Below are 24,206 nucleotides of genomic sequence, written 5' to 3' on the forward strand. Positions count from 1 at the left end.
TCGAATTCCCTGGCACTTGCTGTTTGTAAACCCTTAACCTTAAACTTTTAACCTTTAACAAAACTCAGAACCTCGAACTCAGAACTTCAAACTCAGAACCTCCATCTTCGAACCTCCAACCCACAGTTTCCCAATTGATCTTTCCTGTAGCAACATTGTATTCGCCCTCTTTCAATCAATTCATTACATCATTGTTATTTAGCCTTCAGAATATTTAACTTTACCGTTTAGAAAAATATAATTTTAAAACCTTACCATAGTTTATTGTCATGAAAATCCACCGCGAAGGCCACCTGGTTCTATTTGTTTTACTGCTCGTTCTATTTGGCCTCAATTGGGTTGTATTCTATTACTTTCCGCAGAGTCCGCTGGTACAGAATTCTGCCATTCTGGTTAGTGTGATCTTCTACCTGCTTATACTTCAGTTCTTCCGTAACCCAATATTTCAGATCACGCAAAACACTAAACATGTACTTGCTCCTGCTGATGGTAAAGTCGTTGTTATAGAAGAGACAATAGAGCCTGAACATTTAAAGGATAGACGAAAGCAGGTTTCAATTTTTATGTCGCCTGTTAACGTACACGTTAACCGCATGCCTGTAGGTGGTAAGATCAGTTACTTTAAATATCATCCCGGAAAATATCTTGTAGCATGGCATCCAAAATCAAGTACTGAAAACGAAAGAACAACAGTAGCTGTGAAGACGAATGATGGTGTTGAAATTCTTTTCAGACAAATCGCAGGAGCACTTGCGCGAAGAATTAAGTTTTATGTGAAAGAAGGGATGGAGTTAGAGCAAGGCCAGGAGTTTGGTTTCATTAAGTTCGGCTCACGCGTAGATGTTTTTCTTCCCCTCGATGCAAAAGTCACTGTTAAAATAGGAGATATTACCAAAGGCGGACGAACAATAATTGCTGAGCTTTGATAGTGTAGCACATCCGCAAACTAACATACGTTCTCTTGCTTCCAGTGTTAAATTTTCTTTAACGATTAGCATAGAAAAAATAAGTTTCTTATCTTAGATGAGAAACTTATTTTTTTAACATCCTAACTATCCGCATATCGCATTTATTCTACGCTTAATCACTTTTTAATTTTTTATTTATCTCCTGACTTATGAAGGCGTCTTCAATTAAATTCTCTTCAGCACGTGCTGACTTTTTCTCTACGCTTAATCAGCGTGTGAATGACTATTTCAAAACAAAGAACATCACAAGGTATGCAAATGCTGAAATGAAGTTTAAAACACTTTTCATGTTTGCCTTATACTTCACACCCTATCTGCTTATCATGTCAGGTGCTATTGCAAATATTTGGGTAATGGCAGCATTGTGCGTTGTAATGGGCACAGGTATAGCAGGAATAGGATTATCCGTTATGCACGATGCTAATCATGGCGGATATTCAAATAAAAGTTGGGTAAATAATCTTCTTGGTTATTCCTTAAATCTGGTAGGAGGTAATGCTTTTAATTGGCGTGTACAACACAACGTATTACATCACACTTATACCAATATACACGATCATGATGAAGACATTAGTCCACGTGGCGTTCTTAGAATGTGTCCCCATGGTGAGTGGAAACCGATGCACAAGTTTCAACATGTCTACGCATGGTTCCTTTATGGCTTAATGACACTTGTATGGGTTATTGCCAAAGACTTTGTAAGAATCGTTAAATACCATCGTGAAGGTCTGGTAAAAAAACAAAAAGCAGATATCACAACGGAGTGGTTAATCCTTATTGCGACCAAAGTAATTTACATCGCTTATATTTTTGTATTACCTGTTATGGTACTGGACATCACATGGTGGCAGGCGCTCCTGGGTGTTGTTATCATGCATTATGTTGCTGGTTTTATTCTGGCAGTTATCTTTCAGCCTGCTCACGTTATAGATGGCACTGAGTATCCCCTTCCAAATGATGAAGGAAGAATGGAAAATAGCTGGGCTATACATCAGTTACATACAACTACAAATTTCGCGAATAAGAACAGAATCCTGTCATGGTATGTGGGTGGCTTAAACTACCAGGTGGAGCACCATCTTTTTCCAAACATTTGCCATGTGCACTACAGGGATATTTCATATATCGTAAGACAAACAGCGAATGAATTTGGGTTACCCTATAAATCAGAGCCCACTTTCATTGGTGCATTAAAGTCTCATGCAAAGTTGTTAAAGAAGTTGGGAAGAAAACCTGAGCCGGAACAACATAGTGTTGCCGTTGCAGCATAGAAAGAATCTTCAATCAATGTGACGGACGACTGACTCAAAAGTTACTGACAGTATTCTTTTGAGTCAGTCTCTTTTTACGCAAGGTGTATTATATCAGAAGAATCGTATCCCTACCTTTCCTCCCCACCACATCTTCAAATTAAGATCATTTCCAAAATCCCTGTCTGAGATTATTCGTGGCTCAAAGTCGGTAAATAGTGAAGGGTATAGATCGTAAGTAGTGTCTGTAATGTGACCATTTAAAGTAGCGCCTGCAGTTATAGAAAACCACTTCGTGGCTTGCCAGTCTACTCCAAGGTAGAACTTATTAAGGAGGTTTATCTTTTCAACCTTGTCGCCAATCATAATCTGGTTTGCAGTCAGATCAAAATTTAGATAGAGTTTGTCAGACAGGCGGGGGGCTGTTCCTATACCATATCCAAACGTATATAAGGTTGAATCATCACTAAAGGTATTAGGTCGCGCACCTGCTGTAATAATGTTGTAGAGCTTTCTTACACCAGTGCGAAAAGCAACATTCACATAAAACACTTCATCAGCTGAAATTTCTAGTTTATGATACCCACTTGAAACAAAACTGAGGAGTCCAAATGTTATTCCCTTTACACTGTCAGCAAAATTCAGGAGTCCTACCTGGCTTCCATTGACATGTTTTCCGTAATTAAATAAACCCGAAACCTGAGAGCCTTTTATCGTACGGCCATTGATGTTAAATAGCCCTGCTACCTGCGAACCCCTGGAATTCCTTCCTGTAAAGTTCCATAGTCCTGCTACCTGTGAGCCACTTAAATCGCGTGCTGTAAAATTAAACAAACCTCCAATTTGCGAACCTTTGTGATCATGCGCTGTAGCATTAAAAAGACCTGCTAATTGAAAAGGTCCTGAATCTTTCGTGGCTATGTTATAAAGACCTGCAACCTGTGGTCCCTTGTGATCACCCACAGTAATGTTACCCAACCCCCCAAGATGAAACCCACGGGATGATCCCTTGTTCATGTTAATTAGTCCACCAATGGATATTGTTTCAGAAGAGTTAAAGTTTACGTTGAGAAGCCCGGCAATTTGCACGGCATTTGTAAAACCGTAATTGGTATTAAATAGTCCGGCTATTTGTACACCGTTCACAGTACCGCCAACAACATTGTAAAGTCCTGCTATCTGCCCAAAACGCACGTCTCCTCGGTCTATGTTAAATAAACCTCCCAACTCAAACTTTTGAACGCCTAACGAGTATCCTCCAAGTATGTTAAAAGAGAAGTCGTTGATTACGTTTCCGCTTAAAGCATGATTGGTACCAATAAAAGGAACAAAGGACATTTGCATTGTCCTGTAAATAGTATCCTTGATATTTAATAATTCAGGTCTGTTTGGATTCAAAAGCTTCGGTTTTCTTAAAGCAGAAGCAGGTTGCAGAGAATCTGATTTAGCTAGTTTCTTAGTAAGCAGGAAGTTTAAATTCAGAAACCGTTTTATCTTGGCTTCTACGCTATCAGCCAATGTGGTGATCTTATTTTTATTAACTTTTATCGGAATGTTAAGGAGCCGTTGCCTACCCGAGACTACCGCTATAACAGTGTCACTATAGTTTTCTTTGTTAACAGAAAGTTTAATATCAGTAGAAGGTCTTTTATCAACCTTCAGTTCAAAATAACCATAGGAGTCTGTTATCGTTGAGGTAAGCGTTACAGGGTCATAGATAGTTGCATTTTTAATACGCTCCCCGGTAGCCTCATCAATGACATAACCCGCGAAGGTGTCTTCATCTTTTTTTTTCGAACTACCTTTGGCCTTCGTTAAGATGAGGTACTTCGATCGCACCTTATAGTCTACGGTTCCTTCAAAGATCTCATCCAAAATCTGGCGCACAGTCTGATTTCTGAAGCTGTAGGAGATGGCTCTGTCAGCATCCACCACGGACGTATTATACGAGAAAGTAAACCCGCACTGGTCTGCTATCTTTTTAAGAGCTTCATCAAGTCGCTCCTGGTTAAGTGTAATCGTTACTTTTCGTTCAAGAAATGGCGTGTTGTTTTGCGCCAGGCCCGAATTGATTACCAGAAACAGCGAGAGGAGTAAGAACTGGTATTGCTTCATAATATGTTAATCACCGCATCCCGAGCCTTCCAGTAAAATACTATCACCCGATACTGTCACTGTAGCGCCCAATGTTTCAGCAATAACATGGGCAATCTCATCAATACTCTCGTTGTTAAAGGTTACTGTAAGATGACATTTTTTTAACGCCCCATTCACAAAGATCTTCTTGTTATAAACTGAATTAAGGGTTTCAGTAACGGTGACTAACTCAGTGTCACTAAAGATGAAGAACTTGCTCTTATAAGAAATTGCATTTGGTTCAGGATTTTCTATCGTGAACTCCTTCGTCACTTTGTTATACACACCCTTTCCATTCGCCCTTAGGTAAACACCTGAATCTTTTGGTGAATAAAACATGACTTCACCTTCTTCAACAACAACTTCTATAGTCTTAGAATCAGGATACGCTTTAACATTAAAGGCAGTTCCGATGTCCTTAATAAATACGCCGTCTACTTCTATGATAAACTTCTCGTCGTTTTTGTGTTTGATATTAAAGTAAGCTTCACCGTTCAACTTTACATTGTGTGTATTCTCTTTCTTGTTGAAAGAGTATGCCAGCTTTGTTTCCCGGTTAAGAAATACATTACTGCCGTCTGGCAATGTATCGGTCTCTGTTTCCTTGTCAGTAATAACTTCCAGCGTCTTGGTATTAAATGGCGAGAAGGTACGATAAGCGAAGAAGCCGATACCCAGTGCAATGAGAACGCTCGCAGCTATTTTAAAGATGATACCGAAAGAACTACCTGTTGGCTTCAGTTCTACTACTTTTGTATCACCTGGTTTCTGTAACTTTCCCCGTACTTTATTCCAGGCCGCGTCCGTATCAAACTGTTGCAGTTCTTTGATACTTGCAGCTTTGGTATAAATCGTTGCAATCTGGTTAAAGTATTTCCGGTTAGATTCGTTTTGCGAAATCCATCCTTCAACAAAGCGCGCCTCATCCGCTGTAGCCTCACGTGCCAGGTACTTTCCAATTAAATCGTCAATATCGTTGTATATCTTTTCCACTATTAATTCAAAAGTCCGTTCATTAAAAGGAGAATAATCGGTAAGTAGTCTTTTAACTGCTCCCGCATTATTTTAAGCGCCTTACCCATGTGGTTCTCTACTGTTTTTATTGAGATGTTTAGCTGGGTAGCAATTTCCTGGTATTTAAGCTCTTCAAAACGACTTAATTTAAAAACAAGTCTGCATTGTTCAGGTAGTAAGGATATGGCCTCGTGTATACGGCGTTCAAGCTCGTCAGAAGAAATAGCTTCCGCTACAGCCTCAGATCCGGGATTTGTTAAGGCTAATTCTTCGCCTATATACTTTTGTTTGATCTTTTGATGCTTGATTACATTTAAACAAGCATTGCGTACCATAGCATAAAAGTAAGACTTTGGAGATGTGCGGATATTTAAACCCTCCCGCTTCTCCCAAAACGATAGAAAGGCACTTTGAACAATCTCTTCAGCCTCTTCCTTATCCTGAAGAAACGTGAATGCATAATTGCACAGGGGTTGGTATAATGTCTTAAAATACATCTCAAAAGCTGTTATATCGCCTTCGGCCAGTGCTATTAAAAGGTCTTGCTCGGTTAATTCCACCAACTTTTGAAATTATTGGCGCAATTTACACGGTTTAGGCGTTTTAGATATGACAACCCAAGGGTCTTTTACCCCTATTAAAGAAAAATTAATTTATAAACTGCCCCACCCAAAAGGGGTTTTCCGCTTTTAGACTTAAAAATCCTTCTTTTTTAACTAAAATCTCATTGTTTACAAGTTCTGCTTCACCTTCTGTAACAGATATCCCATTGCCTTTAATTTTAAGATGAGCATTTTCAGGAAACCACTTTTTAAATGCTTCCCTGGCAAAAGACCATTTTACAACACCATTAATTAATGATGCTTCCATCTGATCAGCTATTTCCTCGAGTTCTTCTAAATAGTAAGCAGTATTTTTTGCCCATATATTAACCATATACTGTCGCTGTGAGACAAGAAAATATATGGCGGTTGCAAGTTCTTCAGTTTTGGAAGGTGCTTTTAAAACCTTTACCGGACTTTGATGCCAAAGTTCCTTTTCAAGGTCATTAGGGTTTGCAGTAGAGGTAATAATAACATCCGCTTTAATCCCGCATTGCAGAACGGAGTCTAACTCATCGTGAAGTACAATGATCTGAGGAGCCCATTCAAGGAAATCACCCACCTCATCAATATTCTTTATCGGCGATGCAATTATAAGCGCCGGTTCCTGACCTTCTTTTACAAAATGATGCGATGACATGTTTAAAAATACACTTTCCCCCTAATTCAAAATAATTAAATTGCGGTCAAAGAATTTGTATGCTATCAGCTGAAGAATGTTATAAAATATTTGATCAGAGTATTCTTGATTATCATAAAAAAGACCACGTTGATACCCCAATTAATAATCCTTATCCGCAAGGAAGTTTTGAGGCGCTGTTATATGTAAAAAACTGGATTGATACCGTTCAGTGGCATCTAGAAGACATCATCCGGAAGCCAGATATCAATCCTGTAGAAGGACTTCAGATAAAACGAAGAATAGACAAGTCTAACCAGGATCGCACAGATACCGTTGAACGGATTGATGACTTCTTTCTGGAAGAATTCAAGAACGTTGTACCTAAAGCGGAAGCCAGAATGAATTCAGAAACCCCTGCTTGGTTACTCGATAGAATGAGCATCCTTATGCTGAAGATCTATCACATGAAAGAGCAGACTGAACGCAAAGACGCAAGTGCTGAACACCTGGCAACCTGCAATGCAAAACTTGCTGTCCTTATGGAGCAAAAAAATGACATGCGCCTGGCTTACAACGAGCTAATTGAAGATATCGGAAATGGGTACCGGAAGTTCAAAGTTTACCGGCAGATGAAAATGTATAATGATCCTTCCCTGAATCCAATGCTATACGCCCAACAAAAGGGTAACTGATACCTTAGGTATCGGCGTGTTCATGGTAAAAATTTTTGCTACCTAAACTGTTTCTGTGTCGTTAAAGAAAATTCTCATTGTAAGGTTCTCTGCTATGGGAGATGTGGCCTTGCTGGTGCCGGCAGTAAAGTCACTGACTGCCGCGCATCCTGATGTAGAGGTTACTGTAGTTACACGTCCGAAGTTTGCTCCATTCTTTTATGATCTGGAACGTGTAATCACGTTCCCTGCAGACATCGATTATACCTACACAGGTATCTTTGGAATGCGTGACCTGTTCCGTGCATTGGTTAAAAAGGGCGATTACGATCTGTTTATAGATATGCACAGTAACATTCGTACTGTCATTCTCAGAACCCTTTTTAAAATGTTCGGCACAAGAGTGATTGTTTTTGATAAAGGAAGGAAAGAGAAAAAGGCATGGGCAAGAAAAGACAACAAGATTACAAGGCCTCTGATCCATACTGTAGAGCGTTATCGCCGTGCTTTTGAAAAAGCAGGTTTTCCATTCACACTGCTGAATCCACCTTATTTTTCTTTAAATGATTCTCTGTATGCTGCAGCTTCCGATTGGCTGACACAAAAGAAACTGCAGAAAAATGAGAGATGGATTGGCATTGCTCCGTTTGCAATGCACGTATCCAAAATATGGCCTGTGGAGAACTATGCTGAAGTAATAAGGAACATATTGGAAAGAACGGATGCTAAGTTTTTCATGTTTGGAGGAGGAGAAAAAGAAGTTAGATTCTTTGAGTCACTCCAAAAACAATTTCCGGATAAGATAGTTATTGCAGCAGGTGTGCTTAAACTTCGGCAAGAGATGGCGCTTATGCAGCAACTTGATCTTATGCTTTCGGTGGATTCGTCCAATATGCATCTGGCAACATTGGCTGGTATTCCTGTACTTTCTATTTGGGGAGGTACTCATCCCGACGTAGGTTTTGGTCCTTTCAAAAAGGGTGCTGATAGTGTTATGCAGATTAGCAGAGATGAGTTGCCATGCAGGCCTTGCTCAGTCTATGGAAGAGAAACATGTCCGGTTGGTGGCTTTCCATGCCAGACAAGGATAACTGCAGCAATGGTGGCGCAAAGAATACTAGGAAGATTAAACAATTGATTTTGAATGTCAAATAGAATAGATACAGTAATATTCGATTTAGGTGGAGTTTTAATAGACTGGAACCCCAAATATTTATACAGGAAAATCTTTAAAACTGAGGATGAGGTTGATTGGTTCTTAAATAACGTATGTACAAGTGAATGGAATGATCAGCAAGACGCAGGTCGCTCTTTTGAAGAAGCCACGAAAGAACTGCTCACCAAACATCCTGAGTTTGAAGAGCCTATCACAGCGTGGTACGGGCGTTGGCAGGAGACTATCAGAGGACCAATAACAGAAACCGTTGACATTCTAAGAACCATTAAAGACTCAAAAAAATACAGACTTTATGCTCTCACAAATTGGTCTGCCGAAACCTTTCCATGGGCATTAGAAACGTTCGAGTTTCTGCATTGGTTTGAAGGTATTGTAGTCTCCGGAATAGAGAAAAGCAGAAAGCCTTTCCCAGAATTCTTTCAGATACTTTTTGATCGGTATAGTGTCGACCCTTCTTCTTCCATCTTTATTGATGATAACATAAAGAATATTGAGGGTGCGAATGATATAGGCCTTCCAAATATTCACTTTCATAATCCTCAACAATTAAAGGCAAACCTGAAAGAACTTGGTGTCCTTACCTAGAAGCGAGTAAGGGCAGGGGTCTATCCTGCTGCTATTTCATGGAAGTTGTTTTCGTTGAAATAATTTTCGCTTATCTCCATGATTTTAAGAGCATCAATAGATTCAATAGAATGAATCATTTGCTGGTAATAGTTATTCGGAAGATTAGATAGGTAAATCGTTTTGATTTTATCAGCGTGAGCAAAGGACGTTGTAATCTCTGATTGTAAGCTTCCAATAAAGTGATTTCTCGCAGTGTTCAACTCACTGGTCGAAATGCTGTTTTCCCGCATTCTTTTAAACTCCTTTCGGATTTCGTCAAATGCCAGCGATACATTCTCCTTGTTTACATCAGCTCCAACAACGATAGAACTCTCTTTTTGAAACGGCTGAAGAGAGCAGTAGATACCATAGGTAAGGCCCTTCTCTTCACGGATGTTCTTCATCAGTCTCGATCCGAAATATCCCCCAATTATGTGAGATACAAAAACAGCAGAAGCATAGTCAGGGTGACTCCGTTGAATTGCCTTGCATCCTACTCTTAATGAAGATTGCAAACTTCCTTCCTTCTCAATATGCTGGCGAAAAGGACTTACTGATGTTACAACATGTTCGGTTTTCTCTTCTGCTTTTGTTACAAAGGTTGCAAACTTGCTCTCAATAAGGGAGGTGCTTTCTTCACTGATTTTACCTGAAACAAAAATGCTTATGTTTTTAAAGAAAGTCTGATAGTGCTCCGTCAGTTGCGCTCTCGTAAGGCTATTAACATCATTTTCTTCAATTTCCCTTCCATAAGGGTGTGATTCACCAAAAACGGTTTTCCTAAATGCTTTCGAGGCAATAAAGCTTGTCTTCTCAAGATTAACTTTGAGGTTTTGATTAAAAATTGCTTTGTTCTGGCTTAATTCCTTTTCAGGATATGAAGGTTCCGTAATGATCTCTACTAAAAGATCCAGAACAGGGGCAAGATATTGCGTGAGCCCATAGATGGATATGGATACGAAATCTAAACCGGGATGTATCTCAAGATGAGCTCCATACCGATCAAATATTTGAGCTATTTCAAAACTTCCTTTTTTATTGGTGCCTTTATTTAAAAGGTTTGAAGCAAAATGGGAGCATCCGGTATATTTTTCAAACCATCTTCCAGCTTTAAAGATGAGTTCAACTTTTATTACTTCCTGTTCTCCGCCTGAAATAAAAAATATGTCAATACCGTTAGGTAGTGTTTTTTTTACAGGTTTTAAGAGATCAAAAGAAGTGCTGCGAGCAAATGGTGGAGGTGTTTTCCTGTCAAGCATCTAGTCAGTAATAGATTCTTCTCTTTCTATATCATTTTGCGGAATCAACAACATAATTGTAAACCTTAGCGTCTCAGCTAAAGGATGTTCACGCTTGTTTGTAGGTACTATGTATGCTGCATCAATTCCGAAGTTGTCTCTTCTAAATCCAACTCCTGCTGTGAGGTACTTTCGGTTTCCTTTATCTTTGGCTTCCAGAAAATACCCTAAACGAGCAGCAAAGGTTTGGTTATACCAATATTCAATACCTAAAGATGTCATAACTTCACGAACCTCTTCTTTCACACCATCTGGTGCATCAGTAAATGAACCGAATAACCCGCTGAGTAGGGTTTGGTCCCTGTCCACTGTAGGTACCATAAGTTTGTTAAAATCCAGGAGGAAGGTAAGAGTATTATAAATGTCTAGTTGGGTTGTGTAAGCACCACCTATCCGAAGGTTTGTCGGGAGAAAGTCTTTGTTTGAATTATCAGTGTATGAAAGTTTCGGACCGATGTTCGAAATCTGCGCACCTAGAGAAAGCGTCGAATTTTTAGTGCTATTGGTAAAGGGCTTGGTGTAAAAGACTCCGATATCGGCGGCAGCCGTGTTGCCAGCTTGCGCATCAGAGCCGGTAAAAGCACCGGTAAGATTGGAGTGTATAAATCTTCCTGTTATACCTACGCTCAAGTTTTGTGATAGTAATCTTGAATATGTAACATCAAATGCGGCCTCTTTTGGGTTAAAGTCACCTAAAGAGACATTGGCAACGTCTCTGAAGTTGATCTCACCTAAGTCAAAGTATTTAAACCCTACGGCTATTGCTTCTTCTTTGTTTAATTTATAGAATCCCGTAAGGGAAGAAATCCACATATCATTGATTATTTTTCCTAACCATGGTGTATAGCTTAAGCTTCCCCCGTACTTTCTATCGATGTGAACTAGCTTTCCTGCATTCCAGTATGCTGCATTGGCATCTGGAGAGCTTGCTACCCCGGCATCGCCCAATGCAGCATGGCGTGCATCAGGAGTAATAGCCAAAAAGGGGACTGCTGTGGTAATGGCACGATCCGCTCCTATTAATGTTGCAGGTGTTGGGTTTGGAGGGTTTGTTGGAGGTGTGCTTTGAGAAAAAACCTGACCTGTACAAATTAAAGTCAATAAGGGGAGAAATATGGATCGAAGGTTCATTATTTATTTTTCAAACGCTTAAAGATAATCAATTCAATATAATAAGTTTTGTAACTTGCTCCGATTTGGAACCATTGGTTAACGAACGAACAACCAGGCGTGCTAAGTATAACCCAGCCGGTAGTTTTTTATCCTGATTTCCTGAATTATCCATTTCATACAGATCTACACGATATTGGCTATCAAATACTGGAATTTCTAGGGTTTTTAACAAATTTCCTGTCGGTGCATATATAAATAAGTGTGCCTTGATATCATCTCCAGGGCGATTATGGGTGAAAAATAGAGTGCTTTTAGTATTAAATGGGTTAGGATAATTACCAAATGTTTCAATGCGGATAGATTCTCCGTCAGTTACTATAAAATCAACGGAACTTTGTGCAGGATTATTAAAGACATCCCAAGCTTTAATTGTTATAGTATGCTTTCCTGGTGCCAAATTCTTTATTGGATACCGAAGCCAGCCTGTGGTATAATCATCAGTATTTGATACGAAATAGGAATTAAGTATAAATGTTTCCACATCAATATCGAGGGTTGCTAGAAGTCCATTACCAATCCCATAATCAGAGATGTTAATTCCATGCTCATCAGAAATTTTAGCAACCAGGTAAGTATTTGGTGTTACAATGCCTCCATTAATGAATGTGCTATCTCCCATAAATGCTTTAATTTCAGGAGGGGTATTATCCGTTGTGGTATTTGATTCTGACCCACCAATTTTAAAGGTTTTTGAAGAACCATTGGCGTCTGTGTTATTGGCTGCATCAGATGCGTACAAGCTCAACCTTCCTTCATGTACGGAGTACGATATGTTTTTAGGAAGAAAGAATTCCAAAGTAAAATCGCCATCCCTTACACTTGCCTTTCCTCTGAAAAGAGACGTACGCCACTCTTTAAATTTAAAACCCGTACTTCGCCCTACTGTAACTAACTCTGTTTCTTTATCAAATAGGGTTGCCTCTAAAAGGCCATTGAAGGAGGTTAACTTCTCGCCTGATACATTATCAATCTGCCCTTTTACAATAACCTTAGATAGCGCCTTGAGTGTGTCAGATCCACCTTGCGTTTGTATGGAATTTACTTTTATAGTATTTGGTGGAAGTGCCAATGTAAGGGATGGGTCTGCAAGCAAAGAAAAGTTTCTGTTGAAGACGCCACTCGTGCTGTTGTTTTTGGTATTTCTGAACACCTCTCCCAAGGATGGATAGCCGTTGTTATCTCTCTGGAAGAGCGATTCGTAAAAAGCTTTATTCAGCTCAAAATTAGTTTCCGCATTTACCGGTCTTGTGGTAGTAACCATGCCGATTGCACCTGCTTCTTTTTTTATAACACAAAGCTCAGCGCTGGACCGAATCACAGGATGATCATTACGCCCAAATTCACACGTCGCAGTTACTAAAAACGGATATTGCTTGTTTTCAAGTTTGAGGATAAGTTCATCAGTAAGCACCTGCTCGTCCGCCCATACTCTGTCAGACCCGTGTCCTGTATAGTTTACAATTAACGCACCGCGATCAAAAGCCCTTATAATATCTTCGGACATTTTGGGTGTAATCTCTCCATTAGCGCGAAGTGTCTTTGGGTAAGTACCCATGAAAATCTTCCGCGTATCAAAAGAAGGCTCGAGTGTGCCTATTATTGTTGTAAGATCGTCTGCTTGTTTCTGATGTAAATTGGTGTAATTGTCCTCGCCGTTTCCATCATCGGCAACGAAGACAAGTTCTTTTCTCCAATATCCTAATGTTTTCTTATTCGAATCGTATTGAATGATTTTGTCTACAACATCTCTGGCTTCCTCTATAGTTGTCACAGGTAATCTGCCTACTCCAATATCTAAAGTATGGTCTTGTGCCGGGCTTTCCTGCCATTCACCTTCGTTGTCATCCATAAAAGTGAAGTAATCATCCGATGAGTATGTTTGCAGTGGGTGCAAAGAGTTACGAGACTCATAGGTAGGAACAAAATTGGTATTGTCGTTGGTTATACTTTTATAGTCATACGATCCCTTGCCGAATAAGAGTAGCGCTTTTAGAGTCGCTGTGTTTCTCTTGTAAAGATCGCGAACAAAATCACGTATAGCAGAGACATCTTGCCTGCCTGACGAATACTCGTTATATATCTGTTCAATGGTTACTACATGCACACTCCAATTGCTAAAGCTTTGTCGATGTGCGGCTAGCCTGCTTGCTTCATTAAAGAAGTTTGGATGTGTAACGATAATTAGATTTGGGGTTGATAAACCATGAAGGTTTTGGGGCGGAACTTTTGATTCAAGTTTCGGACCTTCAACATCTGGGGTAAAAGCAATAAACTTCTTTAAATAATCAGTACTTGTTATAAAGTGAGCTGTATTGCTGTTTAGTTGGTAATCCTGTTTTTTCACATTAATGGGGTCGGAAACATCCCAAATAGAAAGACCGGTTTTAGCGTTACCAATCTCAAAGCCTGAAATTGGGTTTTCAATACTGACAGCGGAACTAAAAATAATCTGCTTGTCACTCATTGCAAGTGATCTCTTAAAGCTGACTAAAACAAAGTTCAAAAAACCCTTTGATGTTGCTAAAGGTTTAATGTATCGGTAGTTAATTTCCTGGTCATTCCGGTTTGAAGCTCTTGTCCGCGTTTCGTTAATGGCGAACGTGTCGCGCTTAACCTGACCTTTAAGGCCATATTGAAAATTTGAAGATGGAATAGCTGGAATTAACTGCTCACCTATCTGCGTCCCGTTGACAAAGATCTCGAACGATGAGGTTTGAGCCGATTGGCCCATCACCTCTGAAAGAATTTTTATATCACTGCCGGGGATAATATTTTTTATGGGAAGGCTTAATTTTAAATCTGCTGATACCGCGAAACTCTCTCCATACCACTCTCTTCCTGATTCAAGTATGTTATACAGATCATTTTCATGGTAGTAGTAATCATTAAACTCATTTATGGTGGGAGCGTTAGTATTTAGATTTTCGCTGGTGTGAATGCGCTTACCATCTTTATCGGTAATACAGATAAAGTAAAAATTTTTGTCGCTGTATATATTGTTCTGGTAATGAAAAACTTCTTTCGTGATATCTAGCGTAGCTTTATCAGGTCCTTCAGCATAAAACAAGATGTAGTCTTTACTGTCAAACTTTCCATCTTCTTCTCCTACAACCTGGATGGCAATTTCATTTAAGTCAACTGGCCTTACGGCATTGTTGAGTTGAGGTAACATTCCTCCGCTATTTCCAAAGATGCTGATCTTCTTGGGATTAACGGCGCCGACGTTAAAACCCATGGTCTTTAACTGATTATAGGTTATTTTGTAAACACCGTCTTTCTGAACAGAGACCTTATACCAATTGCCGGAAGCAAGAACTGATTGCGAATATCCTGAATGTGATACAATCAGAAGAGCCAGCAAGCCCAATAGCAGAATGCAATAGTTCCTTTTCACGGTTAAGGTTTCTACGCTTTAATACCCTTTGAAGTTAACGACAAAAGAATGTATAAAATTATGATTAAAGGTATCGCCAGGTTCTGAAGAATAAGGAGTAGTAGTGCTGAAAGGATGAGAAAGATAAATCTTATTTTGTTGTCCTGCCAGCTGAAATTTTTAAACTTAAGCGCAAAGATTTCTATTCTTGACACCAGTAGCAGGGAGAAAACTATTGTAATAATGACCAGTGTAACAGGTTTGAAGAGCCAGCCTCCTACTTTATCCTGAATGAGTGGTAATGAAGAAATAAATAATGTGTTGGCTGGTGTATTTAATCCTTTAAAGGAATCTCTTTGTGTTTCATCTACATTAAAGATTGCTAACCTAAGCGCTGATAGAATTGCAATGAGAAAAGCTACATAAGGAAGTGCAGTGTCAGGGGCAGCTTCGCCGAGTAGTTTATACATTACCAGCGCAGGTAGCACGCCAAAGCTTACTACGTCTGCAAGAGAATCAAGTTCTTTGCCGATTGATGAGGAAACTTTTAACCCTCTTGCTACAAATCCATCAAAAAAATCAAATATGCACGAAGCCCACACAAAATAAGCAGCAGGGATATTTTTGTTTTCAAAAAGTAGAACAATTCCAAAGCATCCGGAGAGAAGGTTGCAGCACGTTAAAAAATTCGGGATATATCTTTTCATCTTAAAAAATGTGTACAGGATTAATTCGAGTAGGTAAGAGCGCAGAATGGATTGGTTCTTTTTTCGAAGCCTATGGTAGTATCTTGCCCGTGACCAGGATAAACCTTTGTTGTGTCGGGTAAGGTAAAGAGTTTTTGATGAATACTTTGTATAAGCGTATCATAATTACCTCCTGGTAAGTCCGTTCTTCCAATGCTATTGTAAAAAAGAACATCTCCTCCTATTAATATTTGTTCCTTTTCATTGAAAAAGGCAATATGGCCGGGTGCATGACCAGGCACAAACAGAACCTTGAGTGATTGATTTCCGAAACTTATAGTATCACCTTCATTTAAAAATCCATCAGCTAATGAGGGCTGGTATTGGTGAAATCCATAAGCTGGCGCGTAAGCTTGTACAGCTTTCAATGTAATCTCGTCTTTCTCATGGATCAGGAGTTTAACTTTGTATTTTTCCTTTACAAAATAGTTACCCAGCACATGGTCGACATGGCAATGGGTGTTAAGTAACATTTTAACGATTAAGCCCTTATGTGCAATAAACTCTTCCAGTTCATATTGCTCGCTTTTGTCATAGCAGCCAGGGTCTATAATGACACACTCCTTTGTTTCGTCATATAAAACGAAAGTATTCTCTTGTAGCGGATTAAATACAAAGGTTTCCAGTTGCATCATCAATTGTTTGTGATCCCAAAAATAGGTTGGTTTTTTTGATCCGGGTAATTTTATTTGATTACAAACTTACTTGTTATTAAGGTTTTGATCTTATCAATTTTGCTATCTGCGAAGTAGCTTGTAAATCGTGAGCGAATATTAACGCCGTTTAATTAACAGCATGAGACAGACGTTATCGGTTGACTACATTATAGTCGGTCAAGGACTGGCGGGTTCAGCTTTAGCTGTTCATTTAATGAAAATGAACAAAAAGTTTGTAATTATAGATGGGCCGACCCCAAATTCAGCTACGCGCGTGGCCGCAGGCCTTTTTAATCCTGTCACCGGTAAAAACCTTGTAAAAACATGGTTAGCTGATAAAATCTTCCCCTACCTGCATACCTTTTATCCCGAGGTGGAGAAAATGACAGGCAAAAAGCTCTTCTATTCAATGCCTCTTTACCGGCCTTTTGTAACAGTTGAAGAGCAAAATGAATGGATGGGGAGAAGTACTGATGAGACGTATAAAGACATTATCGACAAAGTCATAACCAAACCACATTTTACGGGAGTGCATGACCCACTAGGAGGGCTGCTGTTAAAACAATGCGGATTTGTTGATACCCAGGCATTTCTCGAAGGGGTGCGAAACGAAGTGTCATTAAGAAATGGAATCCTTGATGTGACATTTAATCATCAGAATCTTGTAATTCGGGATAATTTGGTGTGCTATGATCACATAGAAGCTCCCTATATTATTTTTTGTGAAGGTGTCAATGTGTCGGCGAATCCATGGTTTGATCGATTGCCGATAAGATCATTAAAAGGGGAGACGCTTACCGTCCGGTGTTTTTTGGAGGAGAATAATTTTATTCTCAATAGAGGTGTTTACCTTGTGCCTATTGAGGATGAGAATGTTTATAGAGTTGGGGCAACCTATAATCTTCAGGATAAGACGCCGACAGTTACGATGGCTGGAAAATTTGAGTTGGAAGAGAAACTAAACGAGCTTGTAGCTGCTCCTTATGAGATTACAGGTCAGGCCTGGGGTTTCAGGCCGACTACGGTAGACAGGCGGCCAATCATGGGGAAGCACCCTTATTATAAATCACTTGTTATTTTTAATGGGTTAGGTACAAAAGGCATTAGTTTGGCACCTTATTTTTCGCAACATCTGATTCAATGCTTAGAAAATGCCACCCCTTTATATAAAGAGGTAGATGTTGCTCGTTATAAATTGTTATATTGAGTTCCCTAATATTTATATGTTTTTCAGAAGAGGAATTTTTACTGCACTTATACTTACTATACTCACTGCTTCTATATCAAAAGGACAATACGCTCAGGAAACTTTTGGGAAGAACAGGATCCAATACCGGCAATTTAACTGGCAATATCTTAGCGGGGAAAACTTTGATGTGTATTACTATGATGCCCGAAAGGTAGTAGCTCAAAACGCTCTCGAATTTCTTGAATCAGAATTTGACCGGATAACTGACCTTATTGGATATCCGCCTTATTTTAAGACAAAAGTATTTATCTATAACTCACTGTCTGATCTGCGGCAGAGTAATGTAGGGCTTAATCGCAACCTGTATACCGTTAATGGCGAAACAGAGTTTATAAAGCCATATGTGGAAGTTGCTAATATGGGAACCGTACAAGAGTTTAAAGAAGAGCTATTGCTTCGTATTTCTGAATTGATGGTTGATGAGATGATGTTTGGTGGCTCTCTCAAGGATATATTCCAAAGTTCTATTCTTATGAATCTGCCTGATTGGTTTATTGATGGGGCTTCATTATATGTAGCGAAAGGTTGGAGTGCTGAGATGGATGATTATATGCGACAGCTAATGAGAACTCGCAAGGCAAAGAAGATCACGAGACTTTCCGATAAAGAAGCCGCTCTTGCAGGACAGTCTGTATGGAATTTTATTGCTGAAAAGTATGGAAAGAGCAGTGTAGGTAACATTCTTAATTATACGCGTATTACGAGAAACGAAGAGAAGAGTATCCAGATTACCTTGGGGGTTAGTTTTAAGCAGTTGATTAATGAGTGGCATAAATACTATGCTGAGCAGGAGAAGAAGGTGTCAGAGTCTTATGTTATTCCATCTGATTCAACTTCTTTTATCCGTCATCAGAATAAAACTACGGTATATACTACAGTAAAGATAAGTCCTGATGGAAAGTACATCGCTTATGCAGAGAATGACCGTGGTCGGTATATTGTAAAGGTACGGTCACTTTCAAGTGGTAGGGAGCGTACAATAATTTCAGGAGGTAGCAAGGTAATTAAGCAACGTGTAGATTACAGGCAGCCTCTAATTAATTGGGCTGATGCCAATACACTCGGCGTTATTGGTGTAAAACATGGAGAGTATGTTTTCTGGCTTTACGATTTAAGTACACGTTCAAAGATACCACGTGAGTTAGACAGATTTAGTAACGTAAGAAGTTTGAATTTCTCTGATAATGGACGGCTGGCCATCTTAAGTGCTGATTTTGAAGGGAGAAATGATTTGTTCCTCGTCAGCTCTCGGAGAGATAGGGTAAGAAGATTAACCAATGATTTGTATGATGATTTGGATCCAAGCTTTATTCCGGGTACGAATAGAATTGTATTTAGTTCAAACAGAACCAGTGATTCATTACGTACAGCCACAACTCCTGAGTTCGCGCAGATGAAGGATACTTATAATCTTTTTGTTTTTGATTTAGATACAACCAAAACTACGGTTGCCAGAGTAACAAATACAGTAAGTAAAGACAGCGAGCCATTGGCTATTGATAATGATAATTTCTATTATCTCAGCGACCAGCGCGGTATTGTGAACTTATTCAAGTACAACCGCACGAACGGAATTTACTCTCAGATCACAAATTTTAGCACAAGCATAATTGGGTACGACATCAATTTCAATAATAACACTTTTGCTTATGTTGCTAATAAAAACATGAAGCAACGTGTTTTTGTAGATCGAGGCTTTAATGCTTCGCGCCAGGTGTTCACACCTGCTACGAGAAGAAAAGAATTGCAGCAGGCAAGGGTAATACGCGAAAAGAGAAAGCAGGAAGAGAATAAGAACATGAGCATCAAAGATCTGCTTAACGCCCGTTTAAAGGAAAGCCAGCAGCAACAGGATACCGCTACCACTCCTTCGACTCCTGTAAAACCACAAGTGCCTGATTCTTTATCAGCGACCCAGCCGGACACAGTAATTACCAATACGAACCCTGTTGATACAACGAAAAACACAGGCGTTGTTAATACCGATAACTATCAGTTTGAAGAGAGCGCCAAAAAGGAGAATGTTGTAAGTACTGATAATTATAAATTTGAGGATGACGTTGTAAAACAAAATCAGCCGAGTGAGTCCTTCCTTACACGTTACATGAAGGCACGTGAAAAGAGTAAGATACTTGGTCCTTTTCCTTATGAAACAAAGTTCAGTGCTGATAACCTTGTAACTTCTCTCGTAATGGATCCCCTTAGAGGCTTAGGGATACTCCTGGAGACGCAGATGAACGACATGCTTGAGAACTATAGATTCAACGGTGGCATAATGACAACGCTTGATTTACGCCAAGGGGATGTGTTTGCTGAGTTTGAATATTTACCTCGCTTTATTGACTTCAGTGCAAGGTTTGATAGGAAGGCGGTACGTTGGGAGACTTATGAGGGTGATAAAGTGTATAAATATACATTACATAGATTGGAGATAGGGGCTTCGTTTCCCTTCACCGATAGGATGCGATTAACTTTCAAGCCATTTGGTCAGATTGCATCTTCAGTAAGTCTCGGCGAGAGACCTTTCCCTTTAAATCCTCCTTCAGCTGATCCAACAAACCATTATTACGGTGGTTTTAAATCAGAACTGGTTTATGATAATTCAGTAAGCACCGGCATGAATTTAATGGAGGGCACACGGGGTAAGATTAGTTTCACCCACACCCAGGGAATCGATAATGCAGAATATAGCTTTAGTCGTGCCTCAATTGACTTACGTCATTATCAGCAGATATATAAAGAAATAGTATTTGCTGTGAGGGGATTTGCAGGAACATTCTTCGGCAACTCGCCTAAGAAATTCTTGCTCGGTGGTATGAATAATTGGTTATTCAATAAAACGTATTATAAGGGTGTTACCAGCGAGGGTCAGGCAAATCCGCTGGGTATAGAAGGAGAAACTCAAGACATTTTGTTTGTAGAGTATGCTACAAATCTTCGCGGCTTTGATTATGGTACTTTATTCGGAAACAGTGCGATGTTATTAAATGCTGAGTTAAGAATTCCGTTGGTGCGCGCCCTTACGAATGGTCCGGTTGCTTCTAACTTTTTCAGGAATCTTCAGTTTGTTGGATTCTATGATATAGGAACAAGCTGGTCCGGTAAGCCTCCTTTTACAGAGGGCACCAGCGTGAGTTATGACGTGATCAATCAGGCACCGTTTAGTGCTAGAATCAAAAATTATCTTAATCCATGGTTGCAGAGCTACGGTGTAGGGGTGAGAACTGTGGTTTTCAGCTACTACCTGAAGTTTGATTTTGCATGGCCTATTGAAGACTATGAGGTTGGTAAACCAAGAGGTTTCCTGACACTCGGATTTGATTTCTGATTATTACAAACATTTTTCGATCTTGCACGCTTTACCAAAAGAAGCACTTAATGATTAAATCTATGACGGGGTTTGGCCAGGTATCAGTTAATGATGGCCAGACTCAAATGCATATTGAAGTTAAAAGCCTTAACTCTAAGTTTCTTGATTTAAACCTCCGCCTTCCTAAAACCTTCTCTGAAAAGGAAATGGAAGTAAGGAACATGATCAGTGAAACACTGGAACGGGGTAAGGTTTCTGTTACAATCGAGTATGAAAGGCTTGCAGATAACTCCATTAAGCATACCTACAACGAATCATTATTTGTAGCTTACTATAATGAGTTGAAGAAACTTGCTGATAGAGTTGTTGCTCCATACGAAGATCTTTTTCAATTAGCGCTTACTTCGCCTGACGTAATCAAGAGTAATTTGAGCGAAGGTGTAAACGAAGAGGCATGGAAGCAAGTCAAAGGACTGTTACAGCAAGCATTGGAGCAATGTGATAAGTTTCGTGTGGATGAAGGCAAGGTATTGGGCAATATGCTTAAGAACTGTTGCATCTCCATTGAACAAAACCTGGATAGTATAAAGCAATTAGATCCTAAAAGGGTAGACAGGATAAGAGAACGTTTAAGGAATAATGTATCTTCTTTTTTAGGTGAAGAAGGTTTTGATCCTAACAGACTCGAGCAGGAGATTATTTTTTACATCGAGAAGCTGGATATAAACGAAGAGAAAGTTAGGCTTAAATCGCATCTTGATTATTTTATCCATGCGCTTAAAGAGCCACAATCGAATGGTAAGAAGCTAGGTTTTATTGCTCAGGAAATAGGAAGGGAGATCAATACCATTGGTTCAAAAGCCAACGACGCTGAAATTCAAAAGCATGTGGTGCTGATGAAGGAAGAGCTTGAGAAGATCAAGGAACAACTTAATAATATTGTATAGGCAGTTGTTGCCTATATAAGTTTTGCCAGGGTGCTGATGTACCTTTCAGGTACTTCTCCTTTTACTGCAGTTTGGTAGTCGGTATAGCTGCAGGGAACAATGCTGTTTCTTGCATAGCGTTCACGGCCATTTGCATAAGGTACTTCCATCCACCATTTTTCGCTTAGCTTACTTTTGTAGAAGGAAATTGTTTCCGGTTCTACAGGCATAGAGACGGTATACTTTAGGAAGTCGTTGCTCTTGAAGTTCGATTCATTTTTCCTGCAATAATATCCTTCGATAAAGTACCAAACCATAGTGGCTACTACAGAAGCGGTTTTCTTGTGTACATCATCAAAGGAAGGGTTGTACTCGTAGAACCCGATAGAGCTGAGCTTTTCATTTAGTCCCGCATACCAACAGATCTGGCACGCTTCTTCTCCTGTTAAACCAAACGGCTGTGCTAATGCATTGCCCGGTGCATCCGAAGAGCGAATTGCTGTGATGTCGAAGGAAAGCATGTCTGCATTTCTGATGGCAGGTTCTATTTCCTGTATGTTGGTTCGTAATTGTCCTATTCGGAATGCTTCAAAGTAGAGCTTTTCAAGCACTGAAACAGACAAAGGATCAATGAGGTAAGACTGATAAGCGAGATGGGTGTAGCTAAAGAGATAGTTGGGCTCGTATAATAATACTTTATGGATATGATGCCTGCTTGGGTTGTTCTCACTTCTGTCTTCAAGATCCAGCATGGCATCAACGTTAAGAAAGCTTACGAGTTTTTCAAGTGTTTCGTAGGCTGCATACTGGCCGTAGTCCAGATCGTGGGAGCCTCCGATTATGAGAGGCAACACGTTATTCTCAAGAAGCATCCGGCACACTTCGCTTAGCCTTACATAGGTCTCATCAAGGTCGTGGCCGGGGTTGAGATTTCCTAGATCTACTATGCGGTAATTTCCTGTCCCCTTTTTTAGCAGATATAGTTTTTTACGGATTTCGTCTGGGCCGTTTGCTGCGTCGTCATTTGCTGCATTTCCCCTTGATTCCTTTACGCCGATTATCGCTATATGAGCTCCTCTATAGTCTGGCATCTTTTCCGTGAAGGCTCTGATGCTTTTGTAAAAACTGGTAGATGAGGAGATGTTATTGTAAACAGATTCGTCTATCGGCGAAAAGAATATTGTTAAATCCATAGCTAATTCTGTGTGAATATAAGTGATGATTTTGAAACGCAGACATCTGATGTAATAATTGACAGTCATAAAATAAAAAGAGGCGTTGTGTGACGCCTCTTTTATTATCGTTGCCGGGATTAACTACCGTGTAAATTTGTAGGCATAGGTAACAGACAACAACCAATCTGCAAATGCAGCGTCACCATGCCTTGGCTGGCCTGTTATTGCTTGAGTTTGTTTATCAGTTAAACTCTGGGTTCTGTTTCTGATAAGGGCTATAGGGAAGTTAACAGCGAAAGAATGTGTTTTATGGGTTAATAATAAGTTCGGTTCTACGGATAAAATATAACCTGGTCTTCTGAAGCCATCACTGTCGCCTATTAAATCTTCAACCGGAATACCTTCAACTCTACCCGCTACTCCAGCTGACAGCATTTCATTGAAAACGTAGTGTCCTCCTATTCGAGCAAAATATTGATCTACTACTGACATGATCGCCTCATTTGCATAAAGTGGATTGAGAGTTTCTCTGAATGTTCTGGTGCCATTGGTATTTCGTGGATTAAACATGTACATCGAGTTTAGATATACATTGAAGCTTCTTCCAAGCATTTTCGAGTAGTTCAATTCAGTAATGATTCCAAGGCCGCCATCTCCAGGTTGAATAGATTGGTCGACTGGTCTTAACTGAGGGCCGTCCACCGTATGGAAATAATCTTTTGTATTGTAGTCACCAGTAGGAAGTTTTAATCCCAGTCCAAAAGTTAAATTGCTTGAGTGACTAAAGTTTAATCCATAATATCCTGTCAGCCGAATATCGCCAATGCCACTTGATTGTGAATGGTATCTATGAACTCTATCATGTTCGTATAGTGAAGAGCGGTCGATGTAAATGTAAGGGATGGCTGCTGCAAAGCTGAAATTCTTATTGTAACGATAGCTGATGCCTGCAATAATGGAGTTATCGTTATTAATTACTTCGGTGTGCTTTTCAAGTCTTTCTTTTTGTTCTTCTTTACCTTTAAAATGACGGAATGATCTGAAGTATCTGTAGTTCAACGAAAACTGCCAGCCGCGTTTCGGCATGGAGTCGTATTCCAAAGAACATGACGACATATTCTTAACAGCAACGCAACCTTGCGCTGAGGCGTGGAGCGAGGCAAAAGATAAAGCAATACACATTGCAAATACGTATAGTAATTTCATAGAAATCGGTTTGGGTAGTTAGTAAATAGTTAAATAGAGTAAGTTATC

General features: G+C 39.7%; 19 protein-coding genes. 8 read left to right on the forward strand and 11 right to left on the reverse strand.

Translation table 11 applies throughout. The features are described 5' to 3' along the window. Positions 1 to 269: 269 nt before the first annotated feature. Together KK060_RS01795 and KK060_RS01800 are read left to right on the forward strand one after the other, a co-directional pair. A complete protein-coding gene (locus KK060_RS01795) occupies positions 270 to 926 on the forward strand; it encodes a phosphatidylserine decarboxylase family protein (RefSeq protein WP_254151688.1) in 657 nt (218 codons plus the stop codon). A 191-nt stretch (positions 927 to 1,117) separates the two neighbouring features. Further along, entirely contained in the window at positions 1,118 to 2,239 is a 1,122-nt protein-coding gene (locus KK060_RS01800; RefSeq protein WP_254151689.1) for a fatty acid desaturase family protein, read from the forward strand. 93 nt (positions 2,240 to 2,332) lie between these two features. Here the strand turns inward: KK060_RS01800 and KK060_RS01805 are convergent, their stop codons facing one another. The 4 genes from KK060_RS01805 to KK060_RS01820 form a co-directional block, all read right to left on the reverse strand. After that, positions 2,333 to 4,333 (reverse strand): STN and carboxypeptidase regulatory-like domain-containing protein, encoded by a 2,001-nt coding sequence (locus KK060_RS01805; RefSeq protein ID WP_254151690.1) that lies wholly within the window; start codon positions 4,331 to 4,333, stop codon positions 2,333 to 2,335. Between the two features lie 6 nt (positions 4,334 to 4,339). Then, complete coding sequence (locus tag KK060_RS25140; RefSeq protein WP_254151691.1) at positions 4,340 to 5,347, reverse strand: FecR family protein; 1,008 nt, start codon at positions 5,345 to 5,347, stop codon at positions 4,340 to 4,342. A 2-nt stretch (positions 5,348 to 5,349) separates the two neighbouring features. Beyond that, positions 5,350 to 5,928: an RNA polymerase sigma-70 factor gene (locus tag KK060_RS01815; protein ID WP_254151692.1), complete on the reverse strand. Its 579-nt coding sequence runs from the start codon at positions 5,926 to 5,928 to the stop codon at positions 5,350 to 5,352. An 88-nt stretch (positions 5,929 to 6,016) separates the two neighbouring features. After that, a complete protein-coding gene (locus KK060_RS01820; protein ID WP_254151693.1) occupies positions 6,017 to 6,610 on the reverse strand; it encodes a hypothetical protein in 594 nt (197 codons plus the stop codon). Between the two features lie 59 nt (positions 6,611 to 6,669). On the opposite strand from KK060_RS01820, the gene KK060_RS01825 reads away from it, so the two are divergent. From KK060_RS01825 to KK060_RS01835, 3 genes are read left to right on the forward strand one after another with little or no spacing between them, the layout of a single operon-like run. Continuing rightward, positions 6,670 to 7,284 carry a DUF4254 domain-containing protein gene (locus tag KK060_RS01825; protein ID WP_254151694.1) on the forward strand — a complete coding sequence of 205 codons (615 nt, stop codon included), beginning with the start codon at positions 6,670 to 6,672 and terminating at the stop codon, positions 7,282 to 7,284. Between the two features lie 55 nt (positions 7,285 to 7,339). Continuing rightward, positions 7,340 to 8,401: a glycosyltransferase family 9 protein gene (locus KK060_RS01830; RefSeq protein WP_254151695.1), complete on the forward strand. Its 1,062-nt coding sequence runs from the start codon at positions 7,340 to 7,342 to the stop codon at positions 8,399 to 8,401. 6 nt (positions 8,402 to 8,407) lie between these two features. After that, positions 8,408 to 9,025 carry an HAD family hydrolase gene (locus KK060_RS01835; RefSeq protein WP_254151696.1) on the forward strand — a complete coding sequence of 206 codons (618 nt, stop codon included), beginning with the start codon at positions 8,408 to 8,410 and terminating at the stop codon, positions 9,023 to 9,025. 20 nt (positions 9,026 to 9,045) lie between these two features. On the opposite strand, the gene KK060_RS01840 is transcribed toward KK060_RS01835, so the two are convergent. The 5 genes from KK060_RS01840 to KK060_RS01860 are packed head-to-tail and all read right to left on the reverse strand — an operon-like array spanning position 9,046 to position 16,271. Beyond that, positions 9,046 to 10,305, reverse strand: a complete 1,260-nt coding sequence (locus tag KK060_RS01840; protein ID WP_254151697.1) for a M16 family metallopeptidase — start codon at positions 10,303 to 10,305, stop codon at positions 9,046 to 9,048. After that, on the reverse strand, positions 10,306 to 11,475 hold the full coding sequence (gene porV, locus KK060_RS01845; RefSeq protein ID WP_254151698.1) for a type IX secretion system outer membrane channel protein PorV: 1,170 nt from the start codon (positions 11,473 to 11,475) through the stop codon (positions 10,306 to 10,308). It lies immediately after the preceding gene. A gap of 28 nt (positions 11,476 to 11,503) precedes the next feature. Beyond that, a complete protein-coding gene (gene porU, locus KK060_RS01850; RefSeq protein ID WP_254151699.1) occupies positions 11,504 to 14,911 on the reverse strand; it encodes a type IX secretion system sortase PorU in 3,408 nt (1,135 codons plus the stop codon). A gap of 11 nt (positions 14,912 to 14,922) precedes the next feature. Then, positions 14,923 to 15,597 (reverse strand): CDP-diacylglycerol--serine O-phosphatidyltransferase, encoded by a 675-nt coding sequence (gene pssA, locus KK060_RS01855; RefSeq protein ID WP_254151700.1) that lies wholly within the window; start codon positions 15,595 to 15,597, stop codon positions 14,923 to 14,925. Between the two features lie 20 nt (positions 15,598 to 15,617). Beyond that, on the reverse strand, positions 15,618 to 16,271 hold the full coding sequence (locus tag KK060_RS01860; RefSeq protein ID WP_254151701.1) for an MBL fold metallo-hydrolase: 654 nt from the start codon (positions 16,269 to 16,271) through the stop codon (positions 15,618 to 15,620). 160 nt (positions 16,272 to 16,431) lie between these two features. Here KK060_RS01860 and KK060_RS01865 point away from each other — a divergent pair, with 160 nt between their 5' ends. The 3 genes from KK060_RS01865 to KK060_RS01875 are packed head-to-tail and all read left to right on the forward strand — an operon-like array spanning position 16,432 to position 21,798. After that, entirely contained in the window at positions 16,432 to 17,499 is a 1,068-nt protein-coding gene (locus tag KK060_RS01865) for an NAD(P)/FAD-dependent oxidoreductase (RefSeq protein WP_254151702.1), read from the forward strand. Between the two features lie 16 nt (positions 17,500 to 17,515). After that, a complete protein-coding gene (locus tag KK060_RS01870; protein ID WP_254151703.1) occupies positions 17,516 to 20,869 on the forward strand; it encodes a translocation protein TolB in 3,354 nt (1,117 codons plus the stop codon). Positions 20,870 to 20,919: 50 nt separating this feature from the next. Continuing rightward, positions 20,920 to 21,798 (forward strand): YicC/YloC family endoribonuclease, encoded by an 879-nt coding sequence (locus KK060_RS01875; RefSeq protein WP_254151704.1) that lies wholly within the window; start codon positions 20,920 to 20,922, stop codon positions 21,796 to 21,798. 11 nt (positions 21,799 to 21,809) lie between these two features. On the opposite strand, the gene KK060_RS01880 is transcribed toward KK060_RS01875, so the two are convergent. Further along, on the reverse strand, positions 21,810 to 22,970 hold the full coding sequence (locus tag KK060_RS01880; protein WP_254151705.1) for a formimidoylglutamase: 1,161 nt from the start codon (positions 22,968 to 22,970) through the stop codon (positions 21,810 to 21,812). A gap of 123 nt (positions 22,971 to 23,093) precedes the next feature. Next, positions 23,094 to 24,158, reverse strand: a complete 1,065-nt coding sequence (locus tag KK060_RS01885) for a transporter (protein WP_254151706.1) — start codon at positions 24,156 to 24,158, stop codon at positions 23,094 to 23,096. Positions 24,159 to 24,206 lie beyond the last annotated feature (48 nt).

The organism is Chryseosolibacter indicum (genome assembly GCF_018598585.1).
Classification (GTDB): Bacteria; Bacteroidota; Bacteroidia; order Cytophagales; family Cyclobacteriaceae; genus Chryseosolibacter; species Chryseosolibacter indicus.